Origin of the sequence: Aquella oligotrophica, assembly GCF_002892535.1 — a bacterium.
Taxonomy (GTDB): Bacteria; Pseudomonadota; Gammaproteobacteria; order Burkholderiales; family UBA11063; genus Aquella; species Aquella oligotrophica.
The window spans coordinates 623,224-646,963 of record NZ_CP024847.1; the positions used below are offsets into that span (position 1 = coordinate 623,224).

A 23,740-nucleotide genomic window follows, 5' to 3' on the forward strand; every position below is an offset into this window, starting at 1 on the left:
GTTATTACCTTGTCAGAAATCTGGTTAAATCTGCGGCTTTTATTGCTTTAGGTTTGATAAGTACAATTTCATTGATGTTACTATCAATATCAGCTAGAAACTGCATTGCACGGCTTGATCGCGTTTCTTGATAATGCTTTTCTATCAGTTCTTTGAGATATGCGTAGTGTTCATCTTTATTTTCTGTGATGTTTTTTAGATAATCAGCTTCAATAAAGTCGGGGTTCAGATTTTCGCGTACTTTATCTAGATTATCCCAAATATAGCAAAGTCCACCAGTCATCCCAGCTCCAAAATTTTGATCTATGCTCCCAAGGATACTCACGACTCCACCAGTCATATATTCGCAACCATTACTAGCTAAGCCTTCAATCACGGCAACAACACCTGAATTACGTGCGGCAAACCGATCTCCAGCATTGCCATTGGCAAATAAGAAGCCACTAGTTGCACCATATAAACAGGTATTTCCCATTACCGTGACGGCTGAAGTAATATTTGGATTTTGATGTTTAATAACCAGTTTCCCACCAGCAAGACCTTTACCAACATAATCATTGGCTTCACCCTCAAGGTATAACTCCATTCCACGGCAAGCAAAAACACCAAATGATTGCCCAGCAATTCCTTTAAAGTTTAGCCGGATTGGATTATCAAGTCCATGATTACCATAATTTTTAGCGATTTCACCAGCTAATGTTGCGCCAGCTGAACGATCGGTATTATAGATGCCATAGTGTTTATTAAGTGGCTCAAGATTATAAACCGCTTCCATACAGTCAGCATAAATCCGTTGGTTTAATACACCGCGATCGTGTCCAATATTAGCCTCACTGTAATAACGCGGATAGTTTGAATTTATTGCCGCTAATTCTAGAATTGGTTTTAGATCAAGTTTTTTACCATTTGGGTTTTCAAGGATACTTAGCAAATCAGTTCTACCGATTAGATCAGTTAGATGATTTATACCCAGATAATGCATGATTTGTCTTACTTCATGGGCAATTCCACGGAAGAAATTAATTACCATTTCAGGAATACCATTAAAGTGTTCCTGTCGTAATTTTTCATTTTGGGTTGCAAGTCCGGTAGCGCAGTTATTTAGGTGACAAATCCGTAAGTATTTACATCCTAGGGCAATCATTGGTGCGGTTCCAAAGCCAAAAGTTTCTGCACCTAGAATCGCTGCTTTTACTACATCTAATCCAGTTTTTAGCCCGCCATCAACTTGCAGGCGGATTTTATGGCGCAGGTTATTAGCAACGAGTGCGGCATGAGTTTCAGCAATACCCAGTTCCCAAGGGCTACCAGCATGCTTGACCGATACTACCGGAGCAGCCCCAGTACCACCATCATAACCAGAAATAGTGATTAAATCAGCTTGTGCCTTGGCAACACCACAGGCTATGACCCCAATTCCCGGTTCGGATACTAATTTTACCGAGATCATTGCTCCGGGGTTTAGCTGTTTTAAATCGAAGATTAATTGCGCCAAATCTTCAATTGAATAAATATCATGATGTGGAGGAGGGGAGATTAGCGTTACTCCGGGCGTTGCATGGCGTAGTTTAGCAATTTCAACGGAAACTTTTTCACCCGGCAATTGTCCGCCTTCACCCGGTTTAGCACCTTGTGAAATCTTGATCTGAATTATTTCTGCACTCATCAAGTAGCTTGGAGTTACTCCAAATCGTCCGGATGCAACTTGCTTAATTTTGGAATTAGTCATACTGCCATAACGTAGCGGATCTTCGCCACCTTCACCTGAGTTAGAACGCCCACCAATAGTATTCATGGCTAGGGCTAATGCTTCATGTGCTTCTTTACTTAATGCACCAATTGACATGGCAGCACTATCAAACCTGCGACAAAGTTCATCAATGCCATCCATGCGTGGATTTAATAAATCATCTTCTGATAGATCACCTAAGCTATAAGTAAGATTTAATTTGAATAAATCACGAATACACATTGGCTTACGTTGGTTAACTTGATTTGAATATTCATAAAAATCATTTAGGTTACCAGTATTGACTGCTTTTTGTAATTTGGCAACCACATCTGGATTAAAACCATGATATTCACCAAAGAAAGAGTATTTGAGGACACCACCCATAGCTAAATATTCGCTATTATCCCAAGCTTTTTTATGCGTAATTGCCAACTCTTCCTCGAGATTAGCAAAATTAAGCCCTTCAATTCTGGAGCTAGTTTGGTTAAAGCAAATATCACAAATTTCACTACTAATCCCAAGGGCTTCAAATAATTGCGAACCGCGATAAGAAGCTACTGTTGCAATCCCCATTTTTGACATAATTTTTAATATGCCTTTATTGATGGTTGCAAGATAATTATTTATCAGTTTGGCTAATGGTTCCTGAGATTTAATTGAAGTGTGTAATTCAGCAATTAGCTGATAGCTAAGATAAGGATAAATCGCCGTTGCGCCATAGCCCAATAAGACACAAAAATGATGTGAATCACGTGCAGTCGCAGTTGCCACGATCAGATCAACCTGATGTCTTAATCCTGCATCAACTAAGCGGTTATGAATTGCCCCAATAGCTAATGCGGCAGGAATAATTAATTCCTCTTTGGAGATATTTTCATCATTTAAGATAATCACATTAATGCCGGATGCTACTTCACTTATGCATTTATCAGCAAGAATAATCAGCGATTCTTTTAGCGATTCTGATTTACTGTATGATAGATTGATCTGTAGATTCCGTTGCCAATTATTTTTCGCACTAAGTATTTGATTAAACTGAAAACTATCTAAAACAGGAGATTCCAGTTTATAGCCAGCCAATTCTTTTTTAGTAACCAGATTTGGTTTTACTCCGATATGGGTATTTAGCGACATTACATATTTTTCACGCAGTGAGTCAATCGCTGGGTTGGTTACTTGGGCAAAGCTTTGGCGAAAATAATCAGTAAGCGGACGAATAGCACTACTTAATACAGCTATTGCGGCATCATCACCCATTGACATGGTTGGTTCTACACCATCAAGTGCCATAACTCGCATAACTTGTTCCATTTCTTCATAGCTGACGTGGAATAGTTTTTTATAGGTATCAATATTTTCCGCTAATGGTGCTAAATTATGGTTTAAATCATGTTTTATAGTTGCATAATGGTCATCTTTTATTAGATCAAGGTTAAATTGGCGATAAACTGCCTTGTCAAATAATACCATTTTACTTTCGGTATCGATGACTAACATCTCGCCAGCAGCAAGTCGGCTTTTAGTTATGAATTCTTCATTATCATAATCAATGATACCAGTTTCCGATGCGACAATTACTGTTCCATCTCGAGTAATTGAATAACGTAGCGGACGTAAGCCATTACGATCAAGTGTGCACATTACATGTGTACCATTAGTCATTACGACCCCAGCTGGACCATCCCATGCTTCAAAGCCAATGCCAACAGTTTGATACCATTTTTCAATATCACTTGCAAGACGGTTATTATCTTCCGAAAATGGTGGTATCAGGGTGCGTAGCGCCTGTTTATAATCGATGCCACTCATTATTAGCATTTCTAGCATATTATCTAGGCTAAATGAGTCAGACCCATATTCACTAACTAAGCTGCTTACATTAATAAATTTTTCCTGTAGCTCTGATGGTAATAAACCAAGCCTACGTGCTTTTGCCCAAGCTCGGTTAGCTGAAACAGTATTTATTTCGCCGTTATGTGCCAAATAACGAAAAGGTTGTGCTAGATGCCAGCTTGGCTGAGTATTGGTTGAAAAACGCTGATGAAAAACGCAGATACTAGTTTTAAATAATGGATCGGCCAGATCAGGGTAAAATTCTTTTAAGATACGCGGTAAACAGAGTGCTTTATAAATGATAGTCTTACTTGAGAGACTACAAACGAAAAAATCATGATGAGTAGCCATGCGTGCTTCAATATTTTTTCTTAATATATAAAGTAACTGTTCAAATTTAGTCGCATCGATATTTTCAGGAGCATTAATAAATATTTGTTCTATATGTGGCAGGCTATTTTTAGCAATCCGTCCAAGAACTGAAACGTTAATTGGTACTAATCTAAAAAAAATACTTTCAAAGCCGATACGCGCGCATTCCTCACGAATTATTCTTCTTTGTTCACCAATACTTATGTGTTCAAGGGAAAAGAAGATATTTCCCGCTGCAAATAATTCCTCTAGTTGAAAATCGCCATCTTCAGTCAATAAGGAATGGAAATATTCCGCTGGAATTTGTGTCAGAATACCGCAGCCATCACCAGTACGACCATCTGATTGAACAGCGCCGCGATGCGAAAGCTTGATTAATGCTGAGATACCTTTTAGTAAAATATCGTGATCTTTGATACCAAATTTATTGGCAACTACACCAACGCCGCAATTATCTTTTTCTTGAAAGTTGAAACCTGTCATTTAGCCCTGCCCAGAGATGAGAATGTGATTCATGGATTTTTAATGATTCTATCATAAATTTATTGTGCGGTGCGAAGAAGTATAACTAAATTTAGTTTCAATTGTCCAAAATGGATATAACAGTAGATGTGAATTTAAGTACAATATCATTAGCAATCATAAATATGGTTGCGACTTCCACTTATTCCCTCGCCAGACTTAATAGTCTGGCTTCCTTTTTACCTTATTCGATGATAGGTTTAACGGCTAGTTGGAATTGAACGCGAATCTTTAAATTTTGCAATAAAATACATAATGGTTACTATTCCAATCCAAACCGGCATCAAATATACTGCCATTTGCATTTCTGGCATGAAAAGCATTATCACTACTACTGATGCTAGCATGACAAGGGCAATAATGTTTGAGTACGGCGATAATGGTAGCTTATAGCTGATATTTTCCTTGGCAATTTTGCGCCGAAAGCCAAGATGACAAATCAGGATGGTTGTCCAGGTAATAATAATTGATGTTGTAGTGATCGCTATCAAATAATTAATTGCTTTTTCTGGTACTAGATAGTTAAGAAGTACCGTCAATGCCACGATTATTGAAGTGGTAATGACGGCATTTTTGGGTACATTTTGTTTATCTGTATTTGCTAGATACTTCGGTGCACTACCATGTCTTGCGAGATTAGCAATCATTCTTGCAGCAGCGTATAAGCAGCTATTAAAAGCTGATAATGCAGCCGTTATAACGACAATATTCATGATCTGGGCAGCAAAATGGAAACCAACTTTATCAAATACATCCACAAACGGGCTAATATCAGTGCTTAATTTATCCCACGGGTAAAGGCAAACTATTGCAAGTAGTGTACCGACGTAGAAAATCAAGATTCTGACAATTACACCATTTACGGCAGCAGGTACAGTTTTTGCTGGATTTTCGGCATCAGCCGCTGCAATTCCAAGAAACTGCACGCCACCAAATGAAAATACTACCATAACCATTGAAAATAGAAACCCTTCTAATCCCTTGGCAAAAAGATTATTACTAACAGAGAATTTTAGGTTGGCAATAGCTTCAACATGGGTACTATCATTGAAAAAAATCAAATATGCTGAAAATGCAATCATTAATATGATAGTTACAACTTTTATCCCGGCAAACCAGAATTCAAATTCACCAAAGAGCCCTGCCTGAAGCATATTAACAAAGAAGAAGATTCCGAGAATTACAGCGATTGTGAGCCAGTGTGGTACACCGGGTATCCAGTAATCAAGAAATGCCGCAACCACTGTTACTTCTAACATACAAACGATTGTGTATTCAAACCAAGCAAACCAACCAGATAGAAAACCAAGATAATTGCCAACGTATTGATAAGCATAATGGCTAAAAGCCCCAGAGTTTGGCGCATAAACAGTTAGTTCGCCAAGCGCGCGCATAATCACGTACATTACAAAGCCACCAATCAGGTAGGCTAAAACAATAGATGGACCTGTTAGCTGGATCGATTTGGCTGAACCATAAAATAATCCAGTGCCGATTGCGCCACCAATAGCTATCATCTGAATATGACGATTTTTTAATTTACCGATCATGTTTTTCCCCTTTATTTTACGATCAGCACAATAGAAAAATATTAAGCCAGAATTATTCTGGCTTAATATTAAAAAGATAAGGAAATTTAGACTTCTTATTTATGATATTTTGCGATTGATACTTCAACTTCTTTTTTAGCAGCAGCTGCATCATCTATTCCAGATAATTTAACCCATTTACCTTTTTCAAGTTTTTTGTAGTTTTCAAAGAAATGAACCACTTGTTGTACAGCTAATTGTGGAAACTGATCTAAGGTGTCAATATCAGCATATAGTGGGCATACTTTTTTAGTTGGTACAGCAAGAATTTTAGCATCAACACCACTTTCGTCTTCCATGCGTAGCACACCAAGTGCACGGCATTTAACCATGCTACCATGCGCAATCGGATATGGAGTAAATACGATAACGTCAGCTGGATCACCATCTTCAGATAAAGTATTTGGAATAAAACCATAATTTGCTGGATATGACATTGCAGTACTAACAAAACGATCAACGAATAAAACGCCAGCTTCCTTATTCATTTCATATTTTACTGGTGCTGAACCTGCAGGGATTTCAATAACCACATTAAACTCATCACCATTACCAGCATCAATATTTTGTAAATTCATCAGGGACTCCCATAAATGATATATTTAGTAAATTAAGATTTAAAGATGTATAATTATACACTGTCTATATTATATTTGATAGAAAATAATCAGAAAAAGGTGCTGCCATGATTGATAAAGCAATAGTTGAATTTGATAAAATTTTAAAGACATTATTTCATAAGCCGCTTTCGAATAGAGCACATCCGGATGAAACAATTAGCGATGGTGAATACACTGATGCTGAGCGTAAGCATATAGTTGGTTTGATGCGTGTTAACCATACAGGTGAGATTTGTGCTCAGGGTTTATATCAAGGTCAGGCATTGACTACACGAAATAAAGCTAATCAGGAAGCTTTTGAGCATGCTGCACTTGAAGAAACTGAGCATCTAGCATGGACAGAACATCGGATTCATGAATTAGGAGGTAAGACGAGTCTTCTGAATCCATTGTTTTACGCTGGTAGCCTAGCAATAGGGGTGACTGCTGGTATTCTTGGCGATAAATGGAATCTTGGATTTCTTGAAGAAACCGAAAAGCAGGTTGAGAGTCATTTGACTGAACATTTGGATAAATTGCCACAGCACGATAATAAAAGTAGGGCAATTTTGGAACAGATGCGTGAAGATGAAATCAAACATGCACATATGGCGCATGATAATGGTGCGGCTGAATTGCCCGAAGTGGTAAAAAAAATAATGAAGCTGTCATCAAAAGTAATGACTAAAACAACTTATCGTATCTAAATGAACAAACACAATATCTATCAGACGGGTACGATTAATTCATTGTTAGAAGCTGTTTATGCTGGTGATACTAGTATGGAGCAGATGCTTCAGCATGGTGATTTTGGGCTTGGTGCTTTAGATAATATTGATGGTGAATTGATAATTCATGAGGGAATATGTTATCGTGCGGATGCAACTGGTAAATTACACATATTAGATAAAGATATTCATACTCCTTTTGCGGTAGTTAATAAATTTATTCCAGAGCAGAAGTTTACTGTCAAAGATTTAGATTTTAAGTCACTTGAAGCTGTAGTTGCAGAGCATTTTATCTCATCCAATCTTATTTATGCCATTCGTGTAACTGGTAAATTTCAGCATCTTGATTTAAGAAGTGAGCATTGTACCTGCCGTCCTTATAAACGACTTACTGAGATATTGCCTAACTTACAAACAACTTTTATCGCGAGTAACGTTTCAGGTGTGATGGTTGGTGTTTGGTTTCCCAAGTATATGGCACAACTAAATGTACCCGGATTTCATTTCCACTTTATTGATGATTTACGTAGGCTTGGTGGGCATGTTTTTGGCTTTCAGCTTGAAGAAGCTACTATTGAGTTGCAGGTATTACATGGTTTTCAATTGGCACTAATCGAAAATCAAGATTTTTATCAGGCTGATCTCAATATCCAAAATGAGTCGGCAGTCGCCTCAGTCGAACAGGTGCGAACTTAAGCTTCATTAGACCTCTTTCTTAATCTGTTTCTTAAAGTCTTTATTCCTAGCCTAATAGTAAAATAATGGGTTATAAAAGAGATCTATTGTTGTAGTAGAAATGCAATATACTGTATTAATCTAATTATTTAAATAAAACAAGTTATTATTGTTTAAATGTATTATCTAGGCTCAAAGATGCTCGATAAATATCCAGACCAGCTACTCTAGACGAATTTATATAGTGATATAATTCAAAAAACTGGAGTAACCTATAATGAGAAATTTAAGCCTTACATCGATAATCCTTTTTACAATCTATGGTTGTAGCAGTGGAGGTGGTAATGCAAGTACAGCAACTAGTATTTCTACTAATACTCCACTCTACAGTCCGGGGGCTACAACCGAAATAGTTGTAACTAATACGTCTCAGTCAACTTCAATAATTAATCCAAAAATAACCTTGGCTACATGGCTTGAAAGTATTGTAACAGATACAAATCTTTCATTAAGTGGAGATATAGCTCCTGGAGCAAGTTATACGTTTAGTTTTAAATTGCCTGCTAGTGAGTCAAATATTACTGATTCTCGTAACTACTATCAGTATCTTATTACAAATACTAGCTCAGGGGAAATACAGGTTATTGCAGATAATCTGAATAATCCAGTGAATCCAGCACTTGAAGTTGTTGTTTCTCCAAATCCAGCTTCGCATACTTTATGGGAAGATATTATTATTAATGCCGATTTGTGGAGTGATAAACCAGAAATAATGTCTGCAGGTTATGGTTTTGAAGGAATCGAGGGTGTACAGCAAGGGGAAAGCTTTGTCATAGCTGCTGGAGGGGCATGGGAAATAGTTACCACGCCAAATCCACCGTATTTAGCACTTACTTCCTCTAAAACACCTACTGTTGTAGAACTTGCTTGGGGTTATCCAACCTATTATGCTGATGCGATGCCAATTGTTTTTAGCTGGCCTGTTCTTCCAAGTACTGTTAAGGGAGAAGATTTTGCAGTTACTTTAAATACCGGAAAAGTCGTTACGCCTTATGTGGCATCGATAAGTCCAAATCTTGAATATAACGAACGTAGCTGCATAGTTATTTTTGGAGAATTTGGTAATCGCTTATCGCCGGGAACAGCTGGTGCAATTTACCCGACCAAAGTAACGATTGTTAAAAACCTTAAAATGCTTGGTCCACAAGGCTTGGTTAGTGCGGTTGGATTAAGTAAAGATAGTACCAATCCATATACAAGCAATGGAGGACCAACTTTAGTAGCAGCTAAACTTAGTAGAATGTCTATCTTAGGTGAAGGGGTTGGAGAAAGTAATGCCTTCTCTGGTGGTTATCCTAATAATGGGGTGGCTTATTATGGAGAAAGTAATGCACAATATCGCCTACGTATTTATACTACTGGTGGTTTCTCTCCCGATGGGGTTGCAGCTGTTCAACCTCAAGATTTTCAGAAGTTTTTTAGGATACAGGTTACTAGTCCTTCTGGTGAGGTTACTTGGCTGACAGCCACTAATTATGTATATAGCTTCCCTCAAGGTTCTATTGAAATAATTGGACTTGCAGATTTAGGTCTTGCTGGCGAGTCAATAAACGATGCATATACTGAGGATAGTGATAATTACATTGACTTTATTTTAAAGGGTGATGAATCAGCAATGCGTTTGATCACCGCTGTTGAAATTCCGGCTGCGAATGGGTATTTACCATTTTATAATCCTGGTGGACCAGGTAATAACCCAACCCCAGGGGTAACCTATACTTCACCTGGACCATATACACTCCAAACTGTAACTATGGCTATTGATGACCCAAAAACCGTCACCTATCATGGCAACTGATTTTACTTAATCTTGAAATAAAAACCCATGCTTAATAGTGTGGGTTTTTATTGTGGTTATTTTCTCAAATTATGCCTTTAGTTTGGCTCGATATTTAGTATAATTGCTTATTGCATTTAATGGAATGGAAAAGATGAAAATTGACATAAAAAAAGATGATAAAGGTCAGAAATACGTTGAACTGGATGTGTATGGTTATGATTTGATTAATAATCCATTACTGAATAAAGGACGCTCATTTTCCCATGAAGAGCGGGTTAATTTTAAATTACGTGGGATAGTCCCACCATCAAATTTTCCACTTGAAGAAATTGTTGATAAAAATTTTCAGGTAATCCTTGATAAATCGACAGACCTTGAGCGGCATATATATTTACGTAGCCTACAAGATAGAAATGAAACTCTCTTTTATGCCTTATTAAATAAATATATCGAAAAGATTATGCCTTTAGTTTATACGCCTACAGTTGGTTTGGCATGTCAACATTTTGGTCAAATCTATCGCCGTCCGCGTGGAGTATTTATTAGTCATCCAAATCGTGATGCAATTGATGAAATTCTTGATCATGATTACTTTGATGGTACCGAAGTTATCGTTGTTTCAGATGGTGAGCGGATACTTGGACTTGGTGATCAGGGTGCTGGTGGGATGGGAATCCCAATCGGGAAGTTATCCTTATATACTGGCTGTGCTGGGATTGCCCCAAACAAAACTTTGCCGATTATTCTTGATGTCGGTACTGATAATGAACAGTTACTTAATGATCCATTATATATTGGATGGCGCCATAAGCGAATTCGCGGAGCTGAGTATGATGAGTTTATCGATAAATTTGTTACAGCAGTAAAAAAACGTTTTCCAAAAGTATTATTACAGTGGGAAGATTTTGCCCAGCCAAATGCATTAAAGCTGCTTAATCGTTACAAAAATGAATTATGTACTTTTAATGATGATATTCAAGGTACTGCCTCAATTGTTGTTGGTGCTCTTCTTGCTGCTACTATCGCTTCAGGAGTACCACTAGCAAAACAGAAAATTATAGTAGTAGGTGCTGGATCTGCAGGTGTGGGGATTGCCAATCTTATTTTAGATGCAATGGTTGATGATGGGATCACAAGAGAAGATGCATATAAAGCATTCTTTATGGTTGATCGCTATGGCTTAATTACCGATAATATTGAAAGCCTTGATTTTCAGAAGCCTTTTAGCCGTAAATCATCTGATATTGCTGAGTGGCGCGTAGCTAACTCACAAAATATTAACCTACTTGAAACTGTTATAAATTCAGGTGCTACCATGCTAATTGGTGTCAGTGCTCAAGGTGGTATATTTACTCGTGAGGTTATCAAAGCTTTAGCAAAAAATACTGAGCGTCCAATTGTATTTCCATTATCAAATCCTACCGAAAAGTGTGAAGCAAATCCGCATGATGTGCTTGACTGGACTGATGCTAAGGCTATTGTTGGTACTGGTACGGCTTACTCCCCGTATGAAACGGTTAATGGACCAAAGCGGATTGATCAGGTAAATAATTCTTATATCTTCCCGGGGCTTGGTTTGGGTGTCTTAGCTATTGGTGCTACTCGTGTAACTGATCGGATGTTCTTGATTGCTGCTAAAGCATTAGCCGCAATTTCACCAGTTAATCATAATAAAGATGGCAATTTATTACCGCCATTAAGTGAAGTTAGGAATGTTTCACGAGATATCGCAATTGCTGTTGCTGAAGAAGCTATTCGCGAAGGCTTAACTACTTATGGTCATGATTTAAATCGAGTTGAAATTGAAGAAATAATCGATGATTATATTTGGGAACCAGTTTATCTCCCTTATTACTTAAAAAAATAGGATTAAATTATTCAAGCAGATTATGCTGGGGTAGAGCCTGTCATCTGGTTTTAGTCTGCTTTGAATGTGGCTGATTGATAGCAATTTTAATAATTTAGCTTAGGTCTGATTGTAGTATTTATGATTTTTACTGATAATTCCCCACTAACTGTACTTAATCAGCTCTATGGTTATCCCGCATTTGTCGGTGAGCAAGAAAAAATCATCACCCATGTTCTTAATGGTGGTAGTGGACTAGTATTGATGCCAACTGGCGGAGGTAAATCGCTTTGTTATCAGATCCCAGCTTTACTTGTGCCGGGTATTACGATTGTAGTTTCACCATTAATTGCACTCATGCAAGATCAGGTTGCCACCCTTGATGAATTAGGTGTGTCTGCAATTTATTTTTCATCGGTTCTTGATGAAGAAACAAATTACGAAAGTATAAGGAAAATTAAGGCAGGGTTAGTTAAGTTAGTTTATATTACCCCGGAAAAGCTGTGTAATCAGTGGTTTATTAATTTTATAATGACCCTTAAAATTTCCTTGTTTGCGATTGATGAAGCACATTGTGTTTCTCATTGGGGACATGATTTTAGACCGGAATATCAGCGACTATCGGTTCTAAAACAGCATTTCCCAAAAGTCCCTCGTTTGGCGCTCACTGCTACCGCAGATTACTATACCAGAATTGATATTATTCATTTTCTTGGTTTAAAAGATGCCCCAGTTTTTGCAACCTCATTTAATCGTTCAAATATTTATTATTCAACTCTTGAGAAAAATAATGGCAAGGGACAGTTGCTAAGCTTTATTGGCAAAAATAAGAGTGGCTGTGGAATAGTTTACTGTAATTCAAGAAAACGGGTTGATGAATTAACTGAGTTTCTAAATTCAAATGGTATAAATGCAATTAACTATCACGCCGGACTTGCCAGTGATGTCCGGAATAAAAATCAGACTGAATTTTTGCAAAGTTCTACCTCGGTGATGGTTGCCACGGTTGCATTTGGCTTGGGAATAGATAAGCCTGATGTGCGTTATGTTTATCATTTTGATATGCCAAGGAGTATCGACCATTTTTATCAAGAGTCAGGGCGAGCGGGGCGTGATTCGATGGCTGCGATTAGTGTGGTTAATTATGGTTTCAAAGAAATCTATGAGTTATCCCAAATGGTACTTAATAGTGAAGTTAGCGATCTAAAAAAAAGATATGAGTTAGATAAATTAAAACGAATGATTGCTTATTGCGATAGTCTAGTTTGTCGGCGACAGGTACTTTTGGATGCCCTTGGTGAGAAATCAGATCCTTGTGGCAATTGTGATTTATGTCTTAACTCTCCCAATCTTGTTGATGCTTCAGTTATTGCCCAAAAAATTATGTCAGCTATTTATCGGATGCAGCAGCGTTTTGGGGTAACTCAAGTAATTGATGTATTGCGTGGGCGAGCTACTGCTACTGTTCAGGTTTGGGAGCATCATAAGCTTTCAACTTTTGGAATAGCCTCTGAATATACCGAAAAGGAGTTACGTCGGATTATCAGGCAGCTTTACAGTCAAGGGTTACTGGATATTGATTTTAATACTGGAGCACTGAAAGTAAATGCCAAATCAATTCCTGTAATGCGTGGTTTGGAGCAAGTCTGGATAAAAGCCACCGCTTTAAAAGTTGCTCCTGAATTTAAGCAATTAACTTGGCTACGTACCGAGCAGGAAGAGCGGCTGTACCATAATTTGATTAGTTGGCGTCATCAGATGGCTGTTCGTCATAAGGTGTCGCATCATGCAATTTTATCAGATCGAACACTAAGAGAGATCATAGAACAAAAGCCACAAGACGAGATTCAGTTAAAAGATATTTATGGAATAGGTACAACCAAACTCCGTCGGTTTGGCAATGAAATTTTAACCATTTTAAACTAAAATCATGTTAGATAAGAAAAAAAAGCGTCAAGTTATTATCCTAATGACAATTTTATTTTTTGTTGGGGTGTCAGCTACAGATATATATGTACCCTCACTACCTCAAATGGTAAAAGATTTTAATACTGTTCCCAGTAATGTTAATTTGACTATTTCTAGCTTCAGTATGAGTATTGCTTTTTTTGTGCTTTTTGCTGGCGAAATAAGTAATCGTTTTGGACGGCGTCGGGTTTTAATTACAGGGGTAACCATCTTTGGGGTAGCAGCTTTTTTAATGTCAATTATTAATAATTTATGGTTAATGATATTACTTCGTTCAATACAAGCAATTGGTGCTGCTGTAATATTAATTGTTCCGCGCCTTATCTTAAACGACTCAATGAATGAGCAAGAGCAAATTCGGGCAAATGGTATGCTTTTGACTGGACTTATTTTATCACCAGCAATATCTCCGGTAGTTGGGGCACACCTTGCGGAATGGTTTGGCTGGCGGAGTACTTTTCTTTTTACGGCATTAATGGCATTAATAATTGTTATTTGGGCATACAGTATATTGCCAGAGACTATCCAAGAACCTATCAAAAAATTCAAAGCACCTATGGTTTATATCCGAGCTTATGGCAGATTAATGACCAATCGAGTTTTTCTTGCTTTAACGCTAATATATGCCTGCGGCGTTGCTGCTTATTTTAGTTTTATTGGTGTTTCCAGTTATTTGTATATTAATCGTTGGCATGTTTTAGCTGTTAATTATGCATACATTTTCCTTGGGTTGTCAGTAGCATATATGCTTGGGAATCAGGTTATGCAACGTTTAAATAAGCGGAATTATCCTCCAGTTAAAATTATCGGAATTGGCGTTTATTCAACATTTATTGGAATGGTGGTGATCCTATTTTCATACCTTATCTGGCATGGGCATCATGAAATTCTTGTAATCTCTGTTTCGTGTGGTGTTTTATTTATGCGAGCTGCCAATGCATTAATTAATCCGCCAACTCAGATAAAGATTATGAACTATTTTTATCCCAATAGCGCGCAGGCTTTAGGGTTAAATATGTGCTTTGGCTTTGGTTTTAGTAGCCTTGCCACCTATTTGGTAACGCTATTTCCTGATTTTCCATTTGCAAGCTTGGTGGTATTATCTTTTATTTATATAATTATTTGTGTGCTCGTCTATGTAGGCAATCGACATTTACTTGGTAATAACCAGTAGTAATAAAAAAACCGGATAAAATCCGGTTTTTTTATTAAGCCATAGCTTTAATTTTTGCAGATAGTTTGCTTTTATGGCGTGCTGCTTTATTTTTATGAAAGATTCCTTTACGAGCGATCTTATCAATAGTTGATTGAGCACTTACAAACTCGGATTTTGCTGTTTCTTTATTACCAGCCTGAATTGCTTTTAGAACTTTTTTAATAGCAGTTCTAAATTCAGTTCTTAGTGAAAAATTATGATTGCGGCGGTTAATCGCCTGACGCGCACGCTTTCTAGCTTGTGCTGTATTTGCCATGTTTATATCCTTAATATTTAAAACGCGAATTAATAAGAGAGGAAGTTTTATTAATTTCTATGAGACACTTAGCGCGTGATTATAACATATTGGTTATGAATATTTGAATTTAAATATTTCTTGCAGTAAGGGAATGATGTCGGTGTTGTAAAAATGCAACTTATATCTTATTTTTTCTTTTATTAACTATCTGATTTAAATGAAATTTATTTTTGTGGTGTGAATTGTTCTGCAATTATGTTGTCAGAGTTAACTCAATATTTTATTTTTAGTGCTTTAATAGTGTAAAATAACAACATGCAACTAATATTTTTGATGTAGCTGCAAAGGGGTCCTCCACCTTGGGAGCTTCTGCTTTCTTGGGGCGTTTGGAAACATACGTTAGCAGTGTGTTGGCTAAGGTGGAATGCTACTACTTAAAATCAATTATTAACTGTTTAAATTTTCTGATTAAAAAACCTTGCTTTGATGCAAGGTTTTTTTAATTTCTTCTTACTTTCTGATGTAGGGCGTAGAAAATTGATAGTGCCATAATCCAGATTGGCGTAACGATAACACTCATTCGCATATCATCCATCCAGAGCATGATTAGCATTACCAGTATCAAAACAGCCATTGCAAACAGATTGCTAAATGGATATAAAATAAGTTTATAGTCAATGCTCTTTTCATCATGCTGTTTACGAAAATAAATTTGGGTTAATAAAATAATAAACCAGCAGGTAAGAATGGCACAGGTAGCAATAGTTAGTAGATACATTATTGCTTTTTCTGGAAATAGGTAATTTATCACGACACTTACTAGAATACAGAAACTGGTAAATAATAATGCCTTGCTGGGAATATTTACCCGATTTACTTGATTTAGTTTATTCGGGGCAGAACCTTGTTGAGCAAGGCTATATAACATTCGTGATGCTGCATAAAGGCAGCTATTAAATGCAGATAGCGCAGCAGTAATTGCAACTGCATTCATAACATCAGCAGCCCGATTAATCCCGATTTCTTTGAAAACATCAACGAATGGACTAATATTACCATTTAATTTATTAAAGGGATATAAACAAATGATAGCTAGAATTGTCAAAACATAGAAGATAATAATTCGGGCAATTACACCTTGGATCGCTTTGGGAATGCTCTTTCTTGGATTTTCAGCCTCTCCTGCGGCAATGCTGACAAATTCAGTTCCGCCGAAAGAAAAGATTACGATTACAAGTGAAAACAGAAAACCTTTTACTCCACTGGCAAAAAAGACATCTAGACTTTGGTAACTATGAATATTACTAATTGTATCTGCGTGAATTTTAGGATTGAATACAACCAAGTAGGCGCTAAATAACAGCATAAAAATGATAGCAGTTATTTTGATTCCCGCAAACCAGAATTCAAATTCACCAAACATTTTTACGCTTATTAACTGGATAAGGGTAAATAATACCAGCAGTCCAAGGCAGATTAACCAGTGTGGTAATCCAGGAATCCAGTAATCAAGAAAAAATGTAACGGCAGTTAGTTCAACCATGCAAACAACAGTATATTCAAACCATGCTGTCCAACCAGCAATAAAACCAGCATAATTATTGATATAGGTATTAGCATAGTCGCTAAATGAACCTGAAGATGGTTTGAAAACTGTCATTTCACCAAGAGCACGCATAATTATATAGATAACTATTCCTCCAAGGATGTATGAAAGAATAATTGAAGGTCCGGTGGATTGAATTGATTTTGCAGCACCGAAAAATAATCCAGTACCAATAACACCACCAAGTGCAATCATTTGAATATGGCGGTTTTTAAGCTTGTGTTTTAGCTCATCTGGTCTTTTACTCATTTATAATTTCCCCTGATTCTGGTTTTTATAAAATAACCAATACTAAGTAATAAAAGCCACCCTGGTGCAATCATGATTGCCAGTTTCATGTCTGGCATAAAAAACATTATACTTGCAACTGTAATCAGAAAGATAGCGGCAAATATTGAACTCCATGGATAAAAGAGGCTTGGGTAGCTACCCGTATTTTTAGCTTTCTTTTTAAAAGAGGCATGAGTTACAAGGATGGTTAACCAGTTGATAATTGCAGCGATGGTGGCAATAGCTAGTAGAATATTAAAAATCTTCTTCGGGTAAAGGTAGTTTAGTAGTACTGTAATTGCTATGCAGATTACTGAAAATATAATTGCGTTATATGGAATTCCTTTTTCAGAAGTTTTTTTCATGAATTTAGGCGCATTTTGCTGGTCTGCCAAATTATATACCATTCTGGCAGTACCATAAATACCACTATTTAATGATGATAGTGCAGCACTAATTGCTACTAAATTCATTAAACTAGCAGCTTTGTTTATCCCAATTTGCCGGAATACATCCACAAATGGGCTGACATTGGCATCAATTTTATTCCAAGGGTAAAGACACATTACAATGCCCAATGTTGCAATATAGAAAAGAATAATTCTCACAATAATTCCATTAATTGCCATGGGAATCGTTTTTTCTGGATTTTCAGCTTCGCCTGCCGTAATTCCAACCAATTCTGTACCACCGAATGAAAAAACCACAATTACAAATGAAAAGAGGAATCCTTGTAATCCATTGGCAAAAAAACCACCATTTTGCCATAAGTTGCCAATATTTGAAACACCTTGGTTTGAATTATGATCAAAACCAATAATATAAATTCCAAATAACACCAAGCAAATAACAGTCGTTACTTTAATTCCGGCAAACCAAAATTCAAATTCACCAAAGATTCTGACATGCAGAAGGTTTATAATTGTAAAAATAATCATTACTATCAATGTTACTATCCAGTGAGTAACATTTGGAAACCAGTAATCCATAAAAATACTTGTAGCAGTGAGTTCAAGCATGGAAACTATGATGTAGTTAAACCAGTAATTCCATCCTGACACAAACCCGGCATAATTACCAATGTATTTATAGGCATAGTAGCTAAAAGAACCTGAACTTGGTTCGGCAACCGCCATCTCGCCAAGAGCGCGAACAACAATATACATCATTATTCCTCCTAGTGCATAGGATAGCAATATTGCCGGTCCAGCGAGTTTTATCGATTCGCCCGCACCGAAGAAAAATCCTGTACCGATGGCACTACCCAGTGCAATCATCAGAATATGGCGGCTACTTAATGAATGTGCTAGCTTATTTTGCGACATATATTTCCAGTTTTAGTAGTATTGTTGATCTATTCCCAATAGTTTGAAGACTGGCTCAACACTATTGGGTAAGGCTCTATTTTTTCCCGGCTTAATTATTCTGTAACTTTCTTCTTGATGGAAATCACTTCCCACACTAGCAAAAAGACCAGTTCGCTTACAAATCTGGGCAATATTTTCTTCATCACTAGGAGCGTGTGAGCTACTTATTACTTCAATTCCTTGTCCACCATATTCTTTAAACTCTTCAATCAGTTTAAGTAGCTTTGTTCGGGTGAATTTATAGCGCCCTGGATGAGCAATTACTGCGACCCCTCCACTTTGAGTAATCCAACTGACAGCATCCTTTAGGGATGCCCAGATTTGTGGGGTATACCCCGGTTTACCCGGTGCTAGAAACTTTTCAAACGCTTTTCCCGGTTTGGCATATCCATTATTTACCAGAAACTGTGAAAAGTGAGTCCGACTAAGCGCCTGTGGATTTTTACATAAAGCAAGAGCGCCTTCAAATGCGCCTGGGATTCCAGCCTTAGCCAGATTATCACCAATTCTTTTTCCGCGAGTGAGGCGAGAGCTTCTTAATAACTGTAATTGCTCTGATAATTGAGGGTTTTTTTCATCAACTCCAAGTCCCACGATATGGATTAAGGTATTTGCATGCCAAGTAACTGAGATTTCTACTCCAGCAATCAAGTTTAAATCAAGCTTTGCTGCTATGCTTCTTGCTTCGTTAATTCCATCTACCGTATCATGATCAGTAAGGGCTTGATATATTCCACCGTTTTGTTTAGCAAGGGTTAAAACTTCTTCTACAGTCAATGACCCATCCGAGTAAGTGCTGTGGCAGTGAAGGTCAATAGGTATATATGTTTTGTACATCTTAGTTATATTTAGGAACTTATAAAATTGGATATTCGTAATATGATGTTATTACGGGGCTTATAAAAATAAATAATCCATATTATTAATTAATAGAGAAAGATAGATTTAGTATAGTTTATTTTTCCCTGAATTTATATGGCGTGTAATGGAGTAATTTTACACCTATATTAGATAGTTGTAGTTAGAATTTGATTTATTTGTTATAATCTTCAATTAAACAATAGGAGTTTGAGGTTATGAGTGGTAATGATTTGTGGTTAAGCTTGGGTATAGTTGCTGTTGCAGTGGCTTGGATTATTCGGGTTGCTTATCGTATAAAGTCAAAAAAAGGTGCAACTTTGTGTAATGGCTGTACAATAGATAGTAAGCCTAAAATAAAAGAATTTAAAAACTGATCCCCAGTTTAGTGTTTATTTTGGCTGTATCTAGTTTAGGCTAACAATTGTTTGAGTGTTTCTTCCTTGCTTTATGACAAATAAAATTCTAAAAAAATTGCCACTATTGTTACTCCTAAGCCTAATAGTCATTTTGTGTCACTTTCACTTTTGGATATATTTAAAAGTTGATTTTCTATATCAGTACTACCAGAAGCTTGCACACTATGTAAGCCAGCATTTTTTTGTATCTATTATTTATTTTTGTTTAGCTTACATTCTGGTGGTCATGACTTTAATACCTGGAGGGATTATCCTTACAATATTGGGTGGGTTTCTTTTTGGTAATTGGCTTGCTACGTTTCTGGTTCTTGTTTCTGCCAGTGTTGGCGCTTTAGTTTTAGTGCTTATAATTCGTATGGGCTTTGGGGGGCTCATTCATAAAAGGGTGGGGCATCGAGTCAGATTTATGGAGAAGGCTTTTCGGCAAAATGCATTTTTATATATCTTGAGTTTACGACTGCTACCGATAATTCCATTTTTTATGATCAATTTGGCGGTTGGAATCCTAAATATTCGACTAAAAGATTTCTTCTGGGGTACTTTTTGGGGAATTGCACCTGCTACATTTATTTATGCCAATATTGGTACCAATCTTGCTATTTTGATCGAAAATAATAATCTCTCAATAAGTGGAATAATTAATGGAAAGATGTTGTGGGCACTATTTCTTTTAGCACTACTTCCGCTATTGTCTATATTTTTGAAAAAATTTACCAGAAATATATTTGACAATATATAAAATTTAGAGGTATTATATCGTATCTACAGTGATTGTAGTAGCCAAATCCCCGGAGTAATGCCCCGGGGCTTTTTGCTTTATAAGAGTATAATTAATTGCTGATTTGACAGATAAGATGAAAAAAGCGCTTTTAGTGGTAGATATTCAAAATGATTTTTGTAGTGGTGGGGCATTAGCTATTCCTTATGCAAATGATATAATTAGACCAATTAATCAGCTAATGCAATCAGCTGATTATGATTTAATCGTTGCTACCCAAGACTGGCATCCAGAAAACCACTCCTCTTTTATAATCAATAGTAAAAATGGCATTTGGCCAGTGCACTGTGTTCAGAATACATATGGAGCTGAATTTCATTCAGCATTTAATCTGGATAGGATTGATAGAGTTATTAGGAAGGGTGCAAATCCTAAGGTCGACTCCTATAGTGCTTTTTATGACAATGATAAAATTTCAAAAACTGAACTTGAAGATTATTTGGTTGAGAATGGCATTAGCTGTGTTGAAATTGCTGGTCTTGCGCTGGATTATTGTGTGAAATATAGCGCAGAAGACTCATTATCATTAGGGTTTAATACTTCAGTTTTGGTTGATTATTGTAGGGCAGTAAATAATAGCGATAGTTTATTGGCTTCGTTTAATAAGCAAATACAGCTAAAATTTCTTCGGGAAGGAAAATAAAGTCATGCAAAAAATTCCTTTGAGATTTGGTTGGCGTACAATAATTTTTTTTCTTCTCTTGGAGTTATTTACTGTTCCCCCAGTTGCAATGAGTAATAGTATAGTTATTCAGAATATCTGGTATATGGCAATAATGGGTTTTATTGTAGCATTAATCTGTGTATATTTCTTATTGCGCCTGATAAAAAGATTTTTAATTCGTAACTCTCAAAAGATTATTGGTATTGAGATTTCCGATATATATGGAATTTGGTATATTGCCTTACTTGCTGGTATTCTTCTTATGATCATGTTTGTTGTGCAGGATTTCCTGTTTTTGCATGGTTTTGGTGATTTCAGTGCAGGCTTCTTTTCGGCTTTTCTAAGCGTTGGTAGTACTTTATTGCTCTACAAACTTGGTATATGCGGAGGACTGGGAATTCGGTTAAATGGGATAAATGAGAGTCTGTATCTGCTTGATATTGACTGGAGTGCTATTATAAAGTTATCATTTCTTTTTGGTATTTATGAATTTGTGGTTTGTCCTATAACCGGACTTTGGATTCCTTATCCAGAACATAGATTCAGTCTAGCCGTTATTTCTGGTATTATTGGCGGGGCTACTGGTGGTGCGGTGGTGAGTTTTATTTCCAGATTTATTAAGTTTATGCATACCGAACTGATTTTGAAATAATAAATAATGTACAATTAATAGAAAGACTTTATGACAAATTCTGTACGACCGTCACTACGTGAAAATAATCAGTTACGTAATGTTAAAATAACGCGTAATTATACTAAACATGCTGAAGGTTCAGTCTTAATTGAGTTTGGTGATACCAAGGTGATTTGTACCGCTAGCATCGATGAAAGTGTTCCCCCGTTCCTAAAAGGGCAGGGTAAGGGCTGGTTAACTGCTGAATATTCAATGCTTCCTCGCGCAACTAATAGCCGTAATAAACGTGATGTTTCTCAGGGTAAGCCAAACGCCAGATCACAGGAGATCCAACGGCTAATAGGTAGAAGTTTGCGTAGTGTGCTCGATTTTGAGTTGCTTGGTGAGCGGCAAATAATTATTGATTGTGATGTTATTCAGGCTGATGGTGGTACCAGAACTGCTAGTATTACGGGTGCGTATGTAGCACTATCTGATGCTGTTTCATATCTTTTGTGTAATTCTCTAATTACTAAAAATCCGCTAAAAGCTTCTATTGCCGCAATTTCTGTTGGAATTTATAAAGGCGTTCCCATTTTAGATCTGGACTATCTTGAAGATAGTAATTGTGATACTGATATGAATGTGGTAATGTCTAGTGAGGGACTGGTTGAAATTCAGGGAACCGCAGAAGGCACACCATTTAATCGGCAGGAATTGAATAAGCTACTTGACATTGCTGAGGAGGGAATTAATCAATTATTTATCATTCAGCAAGCAAGTTTAAATAGTAAATAATTATAAATTATTTGGATTCTGGTTTTACGGCGGCTGATTCTATGCTTTCTCCTCTACTGGAGGTAGTAGCTATTGCTGCTGCTCCTCCAACTGGTATTATGCCAACTTTTGCCTGTAGTTTATTTTCTTCATCAATTAACTCATCTATTTGACTTGACTGTGACGAAACTCTTCTCGTTTTAGGCGTGGACTCGCCATTTTCTTCATCGATTAGTTCATCTAGTGACTCTGATTCACTTTCCATTGTGCCACTTTCTTGTGGGTAAATATATTCACCATTTTTTTGCAGATAAATATCACGAATAGTTGCATATGGGTCAAGTGAAGACATAAGCAGTTTTTCTTGGTCTAGAAGCATTGCTCGTTTGTTGATTAGGTTTAGACCAAAGATACCCCAAGAGAACCATGCATCGGTGGTAATCCAGAACAGCGGGTTAAAATAAAGATCAGGTACAAAACCAAGACCATCACGAAATGTTGTAGAACCAAAGAATGGTAATACAATATAACTACTATTTGTCCATCCCCAGCGTTTAAATGTTTCACCAAAAGAAGTTTGTGTCTGTGGCAATCCCATACTTGAAGAAACATCAATTAAACCCAAGATACCAAAAGTGGAGTTAATTGCAATTCGCATAGTGTTATGCATGGTATCACTACCATTTAATTGTAGTATATCATTTGCCAGTGTTACGAAATCCCGTAGATTGTTATAAAAATTACTAACTGCATCTCGAAGTGGTTCAGGAACGTAAGTGTAGCCAATCGCAATTGGTCGTAAGATGAAGTGATCGGCTGTCATATTAGCAATAAAAATTTTGCGATTTACTACTTCATAGGGGTCATTCGGGTTTTGTGATGTTGCACATGATGCTATTAATGTCGCAGCAAAAACAGCCAAGCTGCAATTTTTCAGCTTTTTTATCCTATTTATAAAGCGCATTACTATTTAATCTGCCATTTCAGGTGCATTTTTATAGCTTAATTTGATATAAATTAGCCAATTTAGCTACTGCATCACTTATAGAGCAATAGCTAACCTGATATTTCTGTTTTAATTCAAGAAGAAGTGCAATGCCAGCAGAGTCTATTTTATCTATCATACTGATATCGACAGTTTTACCATTCAAATTGCTAAAATCCCCACCATTTTTAATCCATTTAGGGATATTATATTTGTTCAATTCTTTTGGCAGTGAAATAGACATA

20 protein-coding genes are annotated in these 23,740 nt (G+C 36.8%); 11 read left to right on the forward strand and 9 right to left on the reverse strand.

What is annotated here, in order from left to right:
* Nucleotides 1-4: 4 nt before the first annotated feature.
* The 3 genes from gltB to ppa all read right to left on the reverse strand — a co-directional run bounded on the left by gltB (nt 5) and on the right by ppa (nt 6,626).
* Entirely contained in the window at nt 5-4,420 is a 4,416-nt protein-coding gene (gene gltB / locus CUN60_RS02855) for a glutamate synthase large subunit (RefSeq protein ID WP_102950582.1), read from the reverse strand.
* Between the two features lie 239 nt (nt 4,421-4,659).
* Complete coding sequence (locus CUN60_RS02860) at nt 4,660-6,009, reverse strand: amino acid permease (protein ID WP_102950583.1); 1,350 nt, start codon at nt 6,007-6,009, stop codon at nt 4,660-4,662.
* 95 nt (nt 6,010-6,104) lie between these two features.
* Nucleotides 6,105-6,626, reverse strand: coding sequence for an inorganic diphosphatase (ppa, locus tag CUN60_RS02865; protein WP_102950584.1), 522 nt, complete (start codon nt 6,624-6,626; stop codon nt 6,105-6,107).
* Between the two features lie 107 nt (nt 6,627-6,733).
* Here ppa and coq7 point away from each other — a divergent pair, with 107 nt between their 5' ends.
* The 6 genes from coq7 to CUN60_RS02895 all read left to right on the forward strand — a co-directional run bounded on the left by coq7 (nt 6,734) and on the right by CUN60_RS02895 (nt 14,878).
* Entirely contained in the window at nt 6,734-7,354 is a 621-nt protein-coding gene (gene coq7 / locus CUN60_RS02870) for a 2-polyprenyl-3-methyl-6-methoxy-1,4-benzoquinone monooxygenase (RefSeq protein ID WP_102950585.1), read from the forward strand.
* Nucleotides 7,355-8,071 carry an acetolactate decarboxylase gene (budA, locus tag CUN60_RS02875; RefSeq protein ID WP_102950586.1) on the forward strand — a complete coding sequence of 239 codons (717 nt, stop codon included), beginning with the start codon at nt 7,355-7,357 and terminating at the stop codon, nt 8,069-8,071.
* Nucleotides 8,072-8,327: 256 nt separating this feature from the next.
* A complete protein-coding gene (locus tag CUN60_RS02880; RefSeq protein ID WP_102950587.1) occupies nt 8,328-9,908 on the forward strand; it encodes a phospholipase in 1,581 nt (526 codons plus the stop codon).
* Between the two features lie 133 nt (nt 9,909-10,041).
* Complete coding sequence (locus tag CUN60_RS02885) at nt 10,042-11,757, forward strand: NAD-dependent malic enzyme (RefSeq protein WP_102950588.1); 1,716 nt, start codon at nt 10,042-10,044, stop codon at nt 11,755-11,757.
* 120 nt (nt 11,758-11,877) lie between these two features.
* The gene (gene recQ, locus CUN60_RS02890) at nt 11,878-13,662 is read left to right on the forward strand and encodes a DNA helicase RecQ (RefSeq protein WP_102950589.1); all 1,785 of its coding nucleotides are present in this window, start codon (nt 11,878-11,880) and stop codon (nt 13,660-13,662) included.
* Between the two features lie 4 nt (nt 13,663-13,666).
* Nucleotides 13,667-14,878, forward strand: a complete 1,212-nt coding sequence (locus CUN60_RS02895) for an MFS transporter (RefSeq protein ID WP_102950590.1) — start codon at nt 13,667-13,669, stop codon at nt 14,876-14,878.
* 34 nt (nt 14,879-14,912) lie between these two features.
* Here the strand turns inward: CUN60_RS02895 and rpsT are convergent, their stop codons facing one another.
* The 4 genes from rpsT to CUN60_RS02915 form a co-directional block, all read right to left on the reverse strand.
* Complete coding sequence (gene rpsT / locus CUN60_RS02900; protein WP_102950591.1) at nt 14,913-15,176, reverse strand: 30S ribosomal protein S20; 264 nt, start codon at nt 15,174-15,176, stop codon at nt 14,913-14,915.
* A gap of 481 nt (nt 15,177-15,657) precedes the next feature.
* The gene (locus CUN60_RS02905; RefSeq protein WP_102950592.1) at nt 15,658-17,013 is read right to left on the reverse strand and encodes an amino acid permease; all 1,356 of its coding nucleotides are present in this window, start codon (nt 17,011-17,013) and stop codon (nt 15,658-15,660) included.
* Complete coding sequence (locus CUN60_RS02910; protein ID WP_102950593.1) at nt 17,010-18,359, reverse strand: amino acid permease; 1,350 nt, start codon at nt 18,357-18,359, stop codon at nt 17,010-17,012. Before CUN60_RS02910 ends, CUN60_RS02905 begins: the two co-directional genes overlap by 4 nt.
* A gap of 12 nt (nt 18,360-18,371) precedes the next feature.
* Nucleotides 18,372-19,238, reverse strand: coding sequence for a PHP domain-containing protein (locus tag CUN60_RS02915; RefSeq protein WP_102950594.1), 867 nt, complete (start codon nt 19,236-19,238; stop codon nt 18,372-18,374).
* A gap of 239 nt (nt 19,239-19,477) precedes the next feature.
* Here CUN60_RS02915 and CUN60_RS12865 point away from each other — a divergent pair, with 239 nt between their 5' ends.
* From CUN60_RS12865 to rph, 5 genes are all read left to right on the forward strand, one after another.
* The gene (locus tag CUN60_RS12865; RefSeq protein WP_158649263.1) at nt 19,478-19,636 is read left to right on the forward strand and encodes a hypothetical protein; all 159 of its coding nucleotides are present in this window, start codon (nt 19,478-19,480) and stop codon (nt 19,634-19,636) included.
* A 268-nt stretch (nt 19,637-19,904) separates the two neighbouring features.
* A complete protein-coding gene (locus CUN60_RS02920) occupies nt 19,905-20,417 on the forward strand; it encodes a TVP38/TMEM64 family protein (protein WP_158649264.1) in 513 nt (170 codons plus the stop codon).
* A 115-nt stretch (nt 20,418-20,532) separates the two neighbouring features.
* Nucleotides 20,533-21,099: a bifunctional nicotinamidase/pyrazinamidase gene (pncA, locus tag CUN60_RS02925; protein ID WP_102950596.1), complete on the forward strand. Its 567-nt coding sequence runs from the start codon at nt 20,533-20,535 to the stop codon at nt 21,097-21,099.
* A 4-nt stretch (nt 21,100-21,103) separates the two neighbouring features.
* Nucleotides 21,104-21,772, forward strand: coding sequence for a hypothetical protein (locus tag CUN60_RS02930; RefSeq protein ID WP_102950597.1), 669 nt, complete (start codon nt 21,104-21,106; stop codon nt 21,770-21,772).
* A 30-nt stretch (nt 21,773-21,802) separates the two neighbouring features.
* The gene (gene rph, locus CUN60_RS02935) at nt 21,803-22,531 is read left to right on the forward strand and encodes a ribonuclease PH (protein ID WP_102950598.1); all 729 of its coding nucleotides are present in this window, start codon (nt 21,803-21,805) and stop codon (nt 22,529-22,531) included.
* 7 nt (nt 22,532-22,538) lie between these two features.
* Here rph and CUN60_RS02940 read toward each other — a convergent pair whose 3' ends face one another.
* Together CUN60_RS02940 and CUN60_RS02945 are read right to left on the reverse strand one after the other, a co-directional pair.
* Nucleotides 22,539-23,474, reverse strand: coding sequence for an MlaA family lipoprotein (locus CUN60_RS02940; RefSeq protein WP_102950599.1), 936 nt, complete (start codon nt 23,472-23,474; stop codon nt 22,539-22,541).
* A gap of 31 nt (nt 23,475-23,505) precedes the next feature.
* Nucleotides 23,506-23,739, reverse strand: a complete 234-nt coding sequence (locus CUN60_RS02945) for an STAS domain-containing protein (RefSeq protein ID WP_102950600.1) — start codon at nt 23,737-23,739, stop codon at nt 23,506-23,508.
* Nucleotide 23,740 lies beyond the last annotated feature (1 nt).